This window comes from Nonomuraea sp. NPDC049152 (genome assembly GCF_040648355.1).
Lineage (GTDB): Bacteria > Actinomycetota > Actinomycetes > Streptosporangiales > Streptosporangiaceae > Nonomuraea.
In genome coordinates, this window is record NZ_JBEZDO010000006.1 from 129,314 (window position 1) to 142,395 (window position 13,082).

Consider the following 13,082-nt stretch of genomic DNA (forward strand, 5'->3'; position numbering starts at 1 on the left):
CCGTCTGCTGCTGCGGCAGTCGTCCCGCTACCCCGACAAGACGGGATCTATCTCGGAGTCACGCTTGTCATTCCCGCCGGGGCGGCCGACCTCAAGCCGATCTCGTCCGGCGCAGCTTCAGGCTCTACCGGCCGGCACCGCCGCCCTGTCGCGCACGGGTACAACCCTGACCTGCGAAAACTGTGTTTCTCGCAGGTCAGGGACGAGATTCGCGCAACCGTCACCCAGTCCCCGAGGGGGAGCAGCAACAACCCAGGTCACGGACCCCCGGATGTCGGACTCCACACCCGCCAAGACCGTGCAGCCCATGCGCCAGGGGTCAGGAGAGATCTGTCCGCTTGGCGGACTCCGCCGCGAGCAGTGCCGCGCCCAGCTGCACGGCGACCAGGGAGCGGAGCGGGATCGGCGTGCCCTCCGCGTCGGCTTCGGCCTGGGTGAACCACTCGTCGAAGCGCGCCCCGAGCCGGGCCCGTTCGGCCCGGATGGCGGGCGTCTGGTTGCCCGCGGCGAGCTCGGCGTCCAGCATGCGCAGGTAGGTGCCGCAGTACCTCAGCCGGATGCTGTGCACGAGCTGCCGGTTGCCGACCACCTCGGCCACGGTGGCGGGCCGGTCGGTGCCGGGGAAGCTGTCCCACTCGCCGATGAACTCGTCGTGAGAGCCGACGAAGTCCTCCACGGCACGGCGGAAGGGGGAGTGGACGGTCAGATCGGCTCTGACGGAGGCGAGTGATTGCGCCAGATCGGCGATCAGGGCGCGTTGCGCGGCGAGGCAGGCCTGGATCGAGTCGCCGTACTCCTGGTCGGTGGGGGTCTGGTCGGCGACGCGGGGGTCGGCCCAGTAGGGCAGTTCGGTGACCAGGTGTAGGGCGCCGAAGCGGTCGGCGTAGTCGACGCTGCCGCCGCCGATGCCGTAGGTGGCGGCGAGCTTGGCACCCCTGGGGGTCACGTAGGCGGCGGGGCCGATCGGGACGGCGCTCGGCACCTCGGGCGGGCCCATGTGCAGGGGCAGGCCCTCGGAGGTCGCGACGGCGACCAGGCGTGCGGCGAGCGCGGGGTCGTCCTTGCTGAGGTAGTAGAACGCGCCCTGGAGCTCGCCGTTGTGCAGGGAGTAGACGAAGGCGGGCCTGACTTCGTCCATCAGCCGCATCAGCGCCTCGGTCTCCGGCAGGGTGCGGTCGAAGAAGTAGTTCTCGCCGGTCAGCGGGAAGGTCCATTCGACCTGGTCGGCTTCGGCGGGGCGGTAGAAGTGCTCGGCGTAGGCGCGGCGGTCGCTCGGCCGGGTGTACCAGCCCTCGTTGAGGCGGGCGCCGTCGGGGTCGACGCACGGGATCAGGTGCCAGCGGTAGCCGAAGTCCTCGCGCAGCGAGGCGTCCTCGACGAGCCGGCGCAGCAGGCTGCTGACGGTGAGCGCCCCGATCGGCTCGTTGGGGTGGGGGCCGCCGATGATCACGGCGTCGTGGGGGCCGGAGCCGATGGTCGCCACGCGCAGCGGTTCGCCCAGGCGGGAGGTGCCGATGCGGCGCAGCCGTACCAGGTCGGGGTGGGCGGCGGCGAGCTCGTCGAGCTCGGCGTGCATCTGGTCCACGGTGGGGAACGCGGTGTAGTCGGGCACGCGGCTCATGTGGTGGGCGACGTCCATCTTGCCTCCTGATAATCTGGATTATTCTAGTAAATCAGATTATCTTTACGGCATGCAGGAGATGTCATGCGGCTGACCAGAACGGAAAGCAAGGCGGCCAACATGCGTGCGCTGATCGAGGCGGCGCGCGAGGTCGCCCGCCGGTTCCTGCGCATGTCGGCCGACCCGCAGGCCGCCGGGAAGCTCCTGTTCGAGACGCGCGTCCTCGACCTCGTGCTCAACGACCGGGAGCTGATCGGCAAGCTCAACGCCTCGATCAGGTCGACCGAGGTCGAGCTCGCCGCGCTGTTCTCAGGTCGCGAGCACGGCGGGTCCACCGTCACGGACGAGCAGGCGCTCCGCCTGACCCGCGCGCTGAAGGCTCTGCTGTCCGGGCTCGGCCAGGGCGTCGTGCTCGGCGCCCACGACGCTTGCGAGAAGTTCTTCGTCGAGACCGCCCAGGCCCTGACCACGCCGAGGGTGCTCGGCCCGGCCTAGATCACGGCCGAGGGTTCGGGGGACCACGCGGCCACACGTCACCCCACCCCGAAAGGCAGAACCATGTCCAGATCCGGCTTCGGCATCATCGGCGCGCCGGTGTTGTTCATCGGCGTCCTCCAGTCGATGGAGATGACGCTCTCGCCCGCGCTCCCGCTCATCCAGCGGGACCTGACTGCCTCGCCGGGCGCGCTCGCTTGGATCTTCACCGGCTCGCTGATCAGTTCGGCGATCAGCACCCCGATCATCGGCCGCCTGGCCGACATGTACGACAAGCGGCGGCTGCTGCTCGCGCTCATGGCGATCAGCAGCGCCGGAGTCCTCCTCGCCGCCCTGGCGCCCAACGTCACCGTGCTGATCGTGGGCATGGCGGTGGAGGGCGTCTGGCTGGGCATGCTGCCCCTGACCGTGGGGTTGTTCCGCGACACCCTCGAACCCGAACGGGCCGCCACCGGCAACGGCCTGGTCATCGGCGTCGCCGCCCTGGCCAGCGCGCTCGGCCTCATCCTGGCCGGACCGATCAGCGCGGCGCTCGGCTACCGCTGGCTGTTCTTCCTCGCCCTGGCCGGTGCGGCGGTGGCCGGGCTCTGGGCCTGGTACGCGGTGCCGGCCACGCCCCGTGCGGCCACCGGGCGCGTCGACTGGGCGGGCGGGCTGCTGCTGGGTGGCGGGCTCGCCCTGCTCATGCTGGGCTTGACCGCCGCCTCCGGCTGGGGCTGGACGGCTCCCGCCACCCTCGCCCTGTTCGCGGCTGCCGTGCTGACGCTGGGCCTGTGGGTCGTCATCGAGCAGCGCACCCCCGACCCGCTGGTGGACCTGCGGCTGCTGGCCGGGCGCACTCCGGCCGGGGTGACGGCGATGGGGGTCCTGTTCGGCTTCGCCTCCTTCGGGCTCGTGGTCGCCCTGCCGATGATGCTGGCCACGCCTGTCGAGACCGGGTACGGCCTGGGCGCCGACACCCTGTGGATCGGGATCTACATGTTCCCGATGGGCATCGCGGGCACCTTGGTCGCGCCGCTGGTCGGGCCGATGACCCGGCTGCTCGGGCGGCGTACCGTGCTGGTGCTCGGCAGCGCGCTCGTCTGCGCCGGCACCGCCATGCTCGCCTTCTGGCACTCCTCCCCGTGGCAGATCGTGGCCGGGGTGACGGTCATGGGGCTGGGCGGCTCCATCGGCCTGACCGCCGGACTCAACGCCGTGGCCACCGACGTGCCCGCCGACCGCGCGGCCGGGGTCAGCGGCGTGGTCTTCGTCGCCAAGAGCATCGGCGGCACGTTCGGGGCGCAGCTCGGCGCCATGGTGCTGGCGGCCGGCGCGGTGGCGGGGGTGCCCACCGAGCGCGGCTTCGTCGACACCTACCTGCTGTCCGCGGCGCTCGGCCTGCTCGCCGTCGGCGCCGCTTTCGTGATCCCTGCCGCTGTGCGGGACGCCCAAGGCGGGCGCCCAGCTTCGGCCCCGGCGACAAAGCCCGCCGTACACCCGAGTGAAAGCCTGTGACGATGGCAAAGGTTTACATCTCCATCGACATGGAGGGCGTGGCGGGCACCGCCACCATGGACCAGGTCGTCCGCGGCGGCCACGGCTATCCGCGATCGCAACGGCTGATGACCGCCGAGGCCAACGCCGCCATCGAGGGCGCGTTCGCGGCCGGGGCCGACAGCGTCCTGGTCAACGACAGCCACGGCACCATGGACAACCTGCTGCACGAGGAGCTCGACCCGCGCGCCCGGCTGATCTTCGGCACTCCCAAGCTGGACTGCATGGCCGAGGGCGTCTCGGCCGAGCACGACGTGGCCATGTTCCTCGGCTACCACGCCGCCGCCGGCTCGCCGGGCGTGCTGGCCCACACCTTCTCCTCGCACTTCCTCGGGGTGCGGCTCAACGGCATACCGGTGTCGGAGGCGGAGGTCAACGCGCTGCAGGCGGCCGCGGTCGGCGTCCCGGTGGGCCTGCTCACCGGCGACGACGTCATCTGCGGCGTCGCGGAGAAGGCCTTCCCCGGCGTGCGGACGGTCGCCGTCAAGGTCGCACACGGGCACACCGCCGCCGACAGCCTCTCCCCGGCCGAGGCCAGACGGCTGATCAGGGAGGCGGCGGCGGAGACCGTACGAGGGGCCGGGCAGCTGGCGCCGCTCCGGCTGCCCGAGGTGCTCGAGCTCGAGATCGACATGCCGAGCACTCCCGCGGCCGAGCTGGGCGCGCAGATCCCGGGCGTGCGCAGGATCGCCGACAAGACCCTCGCCGCCACCTTCGCCACGCCCACGGAGGTGCTGGGCTGCGTGACGGTCTGCTACCACCTCGCCGCCGACGCCATGATCAGCCGAATGGCCCTGTACGGCAGGCGCTAGCCGGCCCCCGGCCTGGCGGTCGGCGCCAAGGGCGTGACCACCGTCGAGTTCGGCGTCCCGATCGACTCCCGCACCCGCTTCGACATCGTCTCCATCAGCAAGCAGTTCACCGCCGCGTGCCTGCCGCTGGCCAGGGACGGGCCCGCTACTACGAGCGCGACCACGGCCCAGGTCGAGCTGGAGGGCGACGCCATCGTGGTGCCCGAGGGCCCCGGGATCGGCGTCGCGCCGAGCCCGGAAGCCCTCGAGGTGTTCACCGTCGGCCGGCCCGTGTGCGTCACGTGACCGGTCTCACGCGACCTGTCAGGCCCGGTAGCTGCTGAGCGTCTTCCGGATCCAGCCCGCGTAGGCGGGGACACTGCTGTAGAGCCCCGGTCCGTCCGCGCAGACCGTGTTCGTGTCGCCGGGGCCGGAGGTGGTGCCGATGAGTTCCCACCGTCCGCGCTTGCCGCGCTGGATCTGCGGCGAGCCGGAGTCCCCGATGCAGGCCATGGCGTCCGGCACCCGGCTGACCGTGCACAGGCGGGTGCCGGACGCGTAGCCGGGGGAGCATTCGGCGGCGGAACCTCTGCGGGTCTCGAGTTGCCGCAGCCGGTCGGGGAAGGCCGCCTTGGAAAGGTCGGTCGTGTCCACGGTGGTGCCGAAGCCGAGCAGCCGGGTGGGGGTGCCGGGCCGTCCGGGCCGCTTGGCGATGCGGATGGGCTTCTCGGTGACCGGGCGGTCCAGGCGGATCAGGGCGATATCGTTCTTGTTGGGTTTGCCCTGCTTGTATCCCGGGTGGGGGACCACCTGTGCGATTTTGCGGACCGTGCCCCCGGACGTGCGGTAGCGGCTGCCGATGCGGACGATGCCGTCCGGCTTCGATCCCACCGCCAGATCGACGCAGTGCGCGGCGGTCAGCACCCACTGCGGGTCGATCAGCGAGGCGCCGCACACGCCGGTGAGCTTCGTGCCCGGCACCGAGATCGGGATCGACGCCATGAACGCGTAGCGCTGCGTGGACTTCTTGCCGTCCACGATCGCGCCCGCGCTGCCAGTCATGGCGACGACACATGCCGCACCGGCCAGAGCAGCGACGGCCGTACGACGGAGAAACATCGGAAAGGGTCCCTTCAACGGGTGATTAAGACGTGTTCAACCCTAGAAATCTGGGACAAAAGGAACGATCCGGGCAGCACGTCAATGCGTGGTAGGGCCCACCCTCCGATGCGGGGAGGGCTCCCGGTAACAATCGCCGGGACTCCAGCGGATTCATGCCTGACCTGGAGCATCGCCCCTCGGCGATCGGGCTGGGCCGTGTTTCATGAGCGGGTCGGAACCCAGCGGTTGATCGGTGGATCGTCGCCTGGTTTCGATCGGCCTGCGGGGCGCCAATGGTTACGCGCGTTCGTACCCGCGGCTCAGCGGGCTGGTTGATCACAGAGCGGCAATACTGGCAGGTCGCCCCCGGGGCGGTCACCGTCCAACCGATCTTGCTAACAACCTCCCTGGACGCCGGTACACATCCCTGGAAGATGATCACACCGGAGAAACCGCCAAGCAGGCGCTCCTGACTGCGGTAGACGTCCGTGGACGATCTCGAACTGGCTACGGATCAAAAGGTCGGGGATTCGAGTACCTCCGGCCGCGCCACACGAAAGCCCAGGCCATGTCCGCGATGATCTGGGCTTTTTGAAGTCCGGACCGGCGGACCTTTCTGTTGTCCGCGGTCATGTGGTGTGTTCGACCTCTGTGCCTTCTTGGGAGTCGGGCCCGTGGCGGTCAGTTCGGGCAGGCGTCGCGGCAGGCGCCGAAGCGCTTGGCGTCCGGTCGGACGAAGCCGGTCTCCTGCGTCCCGCGCACCGCCTCGGCCATCGCCTCCTTCCAGACCAGACCAGGAACCGACGTGCCGTCCACCTGCGGGTAGTGGCGGCCGCCGATGGTGACGTCGATCAGCGGGTACGGGTACCCGCCGCGAGGGTCGCCGAGGCTGACGGCCGAGGCCAGGCCGGGGGTGTAGCCGGCGTACCAGGCGGCGGTGAAGCTGTCGGCTGTACCGGGCATGCCCGCCGCCTCGCGGCCGACGCTCTTGAGTGTGCTCTTCGCCAGGACGTCCGACAGCGCTCCGGTGACCGCGTCGGCGACCGCCGGGTCCAGGACTTGCCGGCAGCGCGGCGGGAAGAGGCGCGGGGCACCTGAGCCGTCGCGGATCTCCATGATCACTGTCGGCTCGCAGAAGCGGCCGCGGGCGGCGAGGCTCGCGTAGGAGTTGGCTACCGAGACGGGGTCGGCCTCGTTGACTCCCAGCGTGAACGTCTCCACCTCCTGGAGCGGCGTCCCTTCGGCGTGCCTGAGCCCGAGCCGCTCGGCCATCCTGACGGTCTCGCACAGGCCGACCTTCTCCCCCAAGCGCATGTAGAAGGTGTTCACCGCGTCTTGGGTGCCCGATCGCAGGGTGGCGAACCGCTCCCCGCCCTTCTCCCGGTTCGAGATGGCGTAGGCCGGATTGCCGACAGCCTGGCCCGCGCAGTTCCTGAACGTCGCGGAGCCCTGGGCGCGGTACTCGTCCGAGATGAGGAAGCCGTCGCCGTACCGCAGACCGGCGGCGAGCGCGGCGGTCAGGGTGTAAGGCATCGCTGTCGTGCCCTGCTGGAAGGCCGCCCCGTCGGCAGCCCCACGGCTGGTGGCCAGGGCCCTGATGGCGCCTTCGCCTGGGACGATCATGACCTGGGTGGCGACCTGCGGGTCGTCGCGATGGACGTAGGCGTCGATGGCCCGCTGCGCCGCCCGCTGAAGCCTCTGGTCGATTGTCGTCTGGATCGTCAGGCCGTCGCGGCTGAGCAGCCGCGGGTCCTCGGCGAGAAGCCGCTCTCTGACATACCGGCAGAGGTAGGGATACCCGCTGTCCGCGCAGTAGCCGGAGAACTCCTCGATGACGGCGCCCTCGACATCCAGAAGGACGCTCGTTCGGGCCACGGGGGAAGCGGAGGCGGCTGCGGTGGAACCTGAGGCCACGCGCTCCTCACCCGGACCGCCGTCCGCCGGGTTCCGCAATAACAGGAAGACCGCGACCAACGAACCCACCGCGGCGACGCCCAGGAAAACCAGCAATGCCTTCATCGTTGCCTTTCGGTGCACCTCACTCGACGTCTGGATCATCCTGGAAACGGCGTGGCTCAGACAACTGGCCGGTATGACGTCGGCGGCCTTCTGGACGTCCGGTGAGGTGGCTCATGTAGGCAGGCTCGGCGGCCCGGGTTGGCTTGACGTCGAATGCCGAACCGGTGCGTCGGCGTCGACGGCGGGAACCTGGCGGATGATCGACATGTGGCGCCACCTTCGCTGGGATGGAGTTTCTCCCTCCCGGCATCGGAGCGGCACTACCCCCACCTATTCGGTGGCAATCCGGCGGAGCCGGCTCGTGCGGAGGAAGGGCGCCAGCGCGAGCGCCGACACGAGCGACAACGCTCCGGCCAGCGCGATGGCCTGGCCCGCGCCGGTCAGCTGCGCCGCGCCGCCGAGCATGGCGGCCGTCACGCCCTGCCCCGTCATCATGCCGCTGTTGGCCAGCCCGAGCGCCTGCCCGCGGACCTCCTCCGGCACGACCTCCAGGTACTTCTCCTGCAGGGCGAGGTGGTGGCCGTAGCCGATGGAGGCGATCCCCGCGAGCACGGCCGCGACCGCGACGCCAGGACCCAGCACGAACAGCAGGTACGGCACGGCCAGCAGCACCATCAGGGGGACCACGGTCGCCCAGCGCAGCCGCGCGGAGAGGACGCGGCCCACCACTACGTCACCGATGAGCATCCCGGCCGCCGAGGCGAAGTACGGGGCTCCGGCCGCGTTGCCCACGTAGGCGACGAACAACGCTTCGGCGCCTACGATGATCCCGCTGGGCAACCATTGCGCGATCAGCAGTGCGCGGATGGCAGGCACGGCGAAGAGATCGCGGGTGCCGCGCCACGTGGCGCCGACGGTCGCCGGCCCCTCGGCCCTGGCCGGCCTGGCCGGTAACCACAGGCGCAGGATGACGGCCGCCCCGGCGTACAGGCCGGCCGTGCACCACAGCGCGCCCGAGGGGGAGACGAGGGCGAGCACGGAGCCGCCGATCGCGAAGCCGACGATCTGCATGATCCCGACGGCCACGTTCAGGACGGAGCGGGCCAGCACATAGGTGCCCTCCGGCACGATGTCGGCCACAAGCGCGAGCTTGGCCGCCCCGGCGACCGGCGTGGTGACTCCCAGCGCCACGACGATGGCCAGCATCGCCCAGACCGGCAGGCGGTCGAGCGCGAGCACGCCCGCACCCAGCGCGCTGGCGAGGCTCCAGCCGATCAGCAACGCACGGGGCGGCAGGCGGTCGGCGAAGGACAGCAGGGTCAGGCCGCCGACCGCGTGCGGAAGGAAACCGGCGAGATAAGCGATGGCCGACAGGTACGCGGACCTGGTCAGCGCATAGACGAGAGCGGAGATGCCAAGGGACTGCATGGTCGTGGCGGCGATGCCGAGCGCGTGGTGCCCGAACAACGCCCGGAACTCCGTCACCCCGAAGACTTGCCGATACGTGGCCATGCACCGCAGCTTCGACGATCAACGCACGCAACGATATCTTTTCGCCGGGAGGCGAATCGTGGTCGTCCAGATCGCTGTGAGCTCGCAGGACCTCGCGGCCAGCCGGTTCGTGATGTCGCCGGCCGCCAACATCGTGGGCGCCCTGCTGGCCGCCGAGCGCGGCAGGCGGGTCTACGGCGTCGCCCGATGGGCTGCGGCGGCCGACGGCCGCTATCGCTGCCTGCTGCGCCAGTGCCCGGAGGCGGCGGGCATCGCCCGGGTCCTGCGCGGATGCCACGGTGTGCCCGACTTCCTGGCGGTGCCGCAGAACAGCATGGCCACGATGATCGAGGACGAGCTCGCCGCGGTCGCCGAGACACCGGACGAGGTGGCCCGTGACCAGCTCGGCCGCTACGGCGTGGGCGACGAGCTGCCCGGTCCCGCCGTGGGTGCGAGAGTCGCGCAGGGCATGCGCGTGCTCTGGCGCGAGCTGTTCGAGCCGGACTGGGACGCGACACGGGCGGTCCTGGAGGCCGACGTGATCCACCGTGCGGGGCAGCTGGCCGCCTACGGCTGGTCGCATGCGCTTCAGGACATCGGCCCGGACCCGTGCTGGAGCGATCAGGGCTGGATCGAGATGCGTGACATGGACGGGCCGTCGCTGCGGCTCGAGGGGACGGGCCTGCGCTTGACGCCTATTGCGTACGGCGCGCAGTGGCTGTCGCTCAACCCGCCCACGTACGCGCTCATCTACCCAGCGAGGGGCAGTGCCAGGCTGCGCACGCCCTCGGGCAGCGGCAGTCCGGGCGATCTGGACCGACTGCTCGGCCGTACCAGGGCCGCGCTTCTGAGAGAGCTCGACGCCCCCGCCAGCCCGAGTCACCTGGCGGCCAGGCTGGGGCTGAGCATGGGCGGCGTCGGCGACCATCTCGCCGTGCTGCTCTCCACCGGCCTCGTCACTCGTGCCCGCTCGGGACGCCGGGTGCTCTACCGGCGCACCTCCCTGGGCGACGACCTGGCCGACCGGTGACAAGCGCGCCGCCGGCCAACGGCCCGTCCGGGCCTGGGACGACACCGACGTGTGCCTGTGGCGCACCGACGGCCAGTGGCACCTGTACGGCCCGGACGGCGAGATCGACGTCGACAGCTTCGGCCTGATCGGCCACATCCGCGCCGCCGACCAGAGCGGCGCAACGGATGCCCAGGAGAGGTCATCGCGGGTGTCGGGGCAGGGCCATCGGGGAGAGGCCGAGATCGGCGAGCGCGGCGGCGCCGCGGGCGGCGTGGTGGCCGCCGGCGAGCACCATGGTCCGCGCCGACTGGTAGCGGCAGCCGGCGGCGTCGAACGCGTCTGCGGTGGCGAGCACTCGCTCCTGGTCGTTGTCGAGCAGTGCTTCGGCCCGCTCCACGATGGCGATGGCGACCGGGTTGCCGACCGTGATGGTCCGGGCGTCGGCCAGGCGGCCGCGGGCGTCGGGGCTCCCGGCGAGCGCGCTGGCCTCGGCGCGTAGCGCTACGTACCAGTGGAGCCAGATCCAGGTGACCCATTTCCACACCTCGGCCGGCTCGGGCGCCATCCGCTCCAGGGCCTCCCCAACCTGTCCGCGGTGGAGCATCGTCATCGCGTCGAAGACCGCCCCGTAGCCGTAGGTGCGCTCTGGTGAGTCGCCGAGCTGATCCAGGACCGCCCGCCATTCACGCTCGGCGGGGTGGTCGTCGCGGAGGTCGTGGATCATCGCCACCGCGGCCGCTGCCGGGCCGAGCGCCGAACTGGCCGGGCTGCCGGCCCGCTGCCACGCGTCGAGGAAGCGGGTGCTGCCGGTGAGCACCTCGTCGACGTCGCCCGCCAACGCGTCGGCGACCAGCAGCCAGCTCGTGGCACGGTGGCCAACCTCGGCCAGTGACGGATGGTCGGCGAGTTGTCGCGCCCACCGTTGGGCGTCCGGAAGGTTCCCCACGCCGAGGCTGGTCTGGGTGGCCATACCAAGCGCGTCGATCAACTCGTGGGTGCCGGCCGGAGTGTCCGGTGTGGAGGAGAACAGCGTGATTCGGCGCTGGGCTGTGGCGGCGGTGGCGAACGTGTCACCGGCCCAGCTCTGGGCGGCGGTGAGCGCGTCGAGTGCGGCGGACTCGACGAGCGGGTCGCCGGTACGGCGGGCGAGTTCGACCGCCCGCTCGGCGCGCTCAAGCGTCTCCGGGACGGCGTTGTCGGGCGGGCCCTGAGCGGCGCCGAACGCGTCGGTGAGCACCCCGGCCTCGGCCAGCGCCACCGCCGCCTGCGCGGCCGGGTCGTCGCCGGCCAGCTCACGTGCCTCGGTGATCAGCGCGATGGCCTCCTCCTGGGGAGGGACCCGCACGAACTTGCTCGAGAACCGGTACGCGGTGGTGGCGGCGGTCGCCAGGTCACAGGCGGCGCCGGCGGTGTCCCCGGATCGGCGGGCGGCGTCCGCGGCGGCTTGGTGGAGGCGGTACATGTCATCACCACGCGTCCGGCAGCCGGCCACGTTCGCGGCGTGCCGGAGCATCGATGTGGTGGCGGCAGGGTCGTCGGCGAGCGCGGCCGCCTGCTCGTACCGCTGCTGGGACTCGCCGACCAGGTTGCGGGTGAAGGTCAGCTCCGCCAGGTGTCGGGCGAGGCGGTACGCGTCCGCGCGATGCTCCTGCTCGTTTGCCGCCCACGCCAGGGCGGCGCGGAGGTCGTCCGCAACCGCGTCGAACCGGGCCCGCCAGTCGGCTCCCACCACCGACAGGTCGGCGGCCTTGGCCAGACACCAGCGAAGATGCCGGGATCGAGCGTCGACCAGCTCACCGGCCTCGGTGAGCCGTTCCCTTCCGTACTGGCGGATGGTCTCCAGCGCCCGATACGTGGTCCCGCCCGGGGACGCCGTCACCACCAGCAGGCTCTGTTCGGCGAGCCGGGCCAGTCCGTCGGCGACAATGCCTTCCTCGGACCCGGCGACCTCCGCCACCGCCGGGGCGGTGAACGGCGCCACGAACACCGACACCTGCCGCAGGAGCGCCCGGTCGGCCGGCTCCAGCAGGGCGTGGCTCCAGTCCAGCGCCGCCCGCACCGAGCGGTGCCGCTCATCGGCACGGGAGCCGCCGGTGAGCATCCGGAGCGGGTGGGACAGGGCGGCGGTGAGGCCGTCCAGCCCGAGCGTGGGGTACCGGGCGGCGGCCAGCTCGATCGCCAGCGCCATTCCGTCCAGCCGTTCACAGATCGAGGCGATGTGGTCGCGCAGTGGAGGATCGAGCGGCCAGCCGACCGCTGCCGCCCGCTCCATGAACAGCGCGACCGCGTCCGACTCGCCGTCTGCGGCCAGCGACAGTGGCGGGACCGGGTACACCCGTTCGAACGGCACCATCAAGCGGGCTCGGCTGGTCGCCAGCACCGTCACGCGAGGGCACGTCGCGAGCAGCCGCTCGAGAAACAGCGCCACCCCGTCCTGTACCTGCTCGCAGTTGTCCAGCACCAGTAAGGCTTGATGGTCGGCCAGCGCGGCGATCACCGACTCGGTCATACTGCGGCCGGGCTGCTCGCCGAGGCCGAGCGCCGCGCCGACCGCGGTCGCAACCGCGGTCGGGTCGGTGATCGGGACCAGGTCGACGAACCATACTCCGTCGGCGTACTCGCCGGCCGCTTCCGCGGCCACTGTCAACGCGAGCCGGGTCTTGCCCACTCCGCCGGGGCCGACCGCGGTCACCTGCCGATGTGCCTTGATCATGTCGGTCAGCTCGGCCCGCTCGCTCACCCTGCCGACGAACGACGTCAGCGGAGCCGGCAGTCCCGGTGCCGGGTGAGATCGGTCGTCGCGGGTCGGCGCGGACGCGCGCAGGGCGAGCGCCCGCCGGTCCGGCATCTCCAGCTTGCGCAGGAGCGAGGAGACGTGGCTCTCCACAGTACGCACCGAGATGAACAGCCGTGCCCCGATCTCGGCGTTGCTGAGATGCTCCCCGACCAGTTCCAGCACCTCGGTCTCCCGAGCCGAAATATCCACTATTGCCCCCACAGTCCCATTCTGCCGTAAACCCCTCCGTACTCCGGATCCGTGGTGGGGTCCGTGGTCGCCACGGATGCGGACCGGCCG

Annotated in this window: 10 protein-coding genes; 5 read left to right on the forward strand and 5 right to left on the reverse strand. The window is 71.3% G+C overall.

Annotated features, from left to right (window positions below):
* Nucleotides 1-319: 319 nt before the first annotated feature.
* Nucleotides 320-1,639: a M14 family zinc carboxypeptidase gene (locus AB0B45_RS13880; RefSeq protein WP_358129730.1), complete on the reverse strand. Its 1,320-nt coding sequence runs from the start codon at nucleotides 1,637-1,639 to the stop codon at nucleotides 320-322.
* A gap of 66 nt (nucleotides 1,640-1,705) precedes the next feature.
* On the opposite strand from AB0B45_RS13880, the gene AB0B45_RS13885 reads away from it, so the two are divergent.
* The 4 genes from AB0B45_RS13885 (at nucleotide 1,706) to AB0B45_RS13900 (ending at nucleotide 4,749) form a co-directional block, all read left to right on the forward strand.
* Nucleotides 1,706-2,116 carry a hypothetical protein gene (locus tag AB0B45_RS13885; RefSeq protein ID WP_358129733.1) on the forward strand — a complete coding sequence of 137 codons (411 nt, stop codon included), beginning with the start codon at nucleotides 1,706-1,708 and terminating at the stop codon, nucleotides 2,114-2,116.
* A 63-nt stretch (nucleotides 2,117-2,179) separates the two neighbouring features.
* Entirely contained in the window at nucleotides 2,180-3,613 is a 1,434-nt protein-coding gene (locus AB0B45_RS13890; protein ID WP_358129735.1) for an MFS transporter, read from the forward strand.
* Nucleotides 3,614-3,615: 2 nt separating this feature from the next.
* Entirely contained in the window at nucleotides 3,616-4,464 is an 849-nt protein-coding gene (locus AB0B45_RS13895; protein WP_358129737.1) for a M55 family metallopeptidase, read from the forward strand.
* A 33-nt stretch (nucleotides 4,465-4,497) separates the two neighbouring features.
* Nucleotides 4,498-4,749, forward strand: a complete 252-nt coding sequence (locus tag AB0B45_RS13900) for a hypothetical protein (protein ID WP_358129740.1) — start codon at nucleotides 4,498-4,500, stop codon at nucleotides 4,747-4,749.
* Between the two features lie 18 nt (nucleotides 4,750-4,767).
* On the opposite strand, the gene AB0B45_RS13905 is transcribed toward AB0B45_RS13900, so the two are convergent.
* The 3 genes from AB0B45_RS13905 to AB0B45_RS13915 all read right to left on the reverse strand — a co-directional run bounded on the left by AB0B45_RS13905 (nucleotide 4,768) and on the right by AB0B45_RS13915 (nucleotide 9,015).
* Nucleotides 4,768-5,505: a serine protease gene (locus AB0B45_RS13905; protein WP_358129743.1), complete on the reverse strand. Its 738-nt coding sequence runs from the start codon at nucleotides 5,503-5,505 to the stop codon at nucleotides 4,768-4,770.
* A 720-nt stretch (nucleotides 5,506-6,225) separates the two neighbouring features.
* Nucleotides 6,226-7,419 (reverse strand): hypothetical protein, encoded by a 1,194-nt coding sequence (locus AB0B45_RS13910; RefSeq protein ID WP_358129745.1) that lies wholly within the window; start codon nucleotides 7,417-7,419, stop codon nucleotides 6,226-6,228.
* A 414-nt stretch (nucleotides 7,420-7,833) separates the two neighbouring features.
* Complete coding sequence (locus AB0B45_RS13915) at nucleotides 7,834-9,015, reverse strand: MFS transporter (RefSeq protein ID WP_358129748.1); 1,182 nt, start codon at nucleotides 9,013-9,015, stop codon at nucleotides 7,834-7,836.
* Nucleotides 9,016-9,073: 58 nt separating this feature from the next.
* Between AB0B45_RS13915 and AB0B45_RS13920 the strand changes: the two genes are divergently transcribed.
* Nucleotides 9,074-10,024, forward strand: a complete 951-nt coding sequence (locus tag AB0B45_RS13920) for a winged helix-turn-helix domain-containing protein (protein ID WP_358129751.1) — start codon at nucleotides 9,074-9,076, stop codon at nucleotides 10,022-10,024.
* Between the two features lie 181 nt (nucleotides 10,025-10,205).
* Here the strand turns inward: AB0B45_RS13920 and AB0B45_RS13925 are convergent, their stop codons facing one another.
* Nucleotides 10,206-13,004, reverse strand: coding sequence for a LuxR C-terminal-related transcriptional regulator (locus AB0B45_RS13925; RefSeq protein WP_358129753.1), 2,799 nt, complete (start codon nucleotides 13,002-13,004; stop codon nucleotides 10,206-10,208).
* Nucleotides 13,005-13,082 lie beyond the last annotated feature (78 nt).

Excerpts from the sequence above, each read along its gene's own strand:
- AB0B45_RS13880 (WP_358129730.1), bottom strand. The coding sequence starts at position 1,639 with ATGGACGTCGCCCACCACATGAGCCGCGTGCCCGACTACACCGCGTTC.
- AB0B45_RS13885 (WP_358129733.1), top strand. The coding sequence starts at position 1,706 with ATGCGGCTGACCAGAACGGAAAGCAAGGCGGCCAACATGCGTGCGCTG.
- AB0B45_RS13890 (WP_358129735.1), top strand. The coding sequence starts at position 2,180 with ATGTCCAGATCCGGCTTCGGCATCATCGGCGCGCCGGTGTTGTTCATC.
- AB0B45_RS13895 (WP_358129737.1), top strand. The coding sequence starts at position 3,616 with ATGGCAAAGGTTTACATCTCCATCGACATGGAGGGCGTGGCGGGCACC.
- AB0B45_RS13905 (WP_358129743.1), bottom strand. The coding sequence starts at position 5,505 with ATGACTGGCAGCGCGGGCGCGATCGTGGACGGCAAGAAGTCCACGCAG.
- AB0B45_RS13915 (WP_358129748.1), bottom strand. The coding sequence starts at position 9,015 with ATGGCCACGTATCGGCAAGTCTTCGGGGTGACGGAGTTCCGGGCGTTG.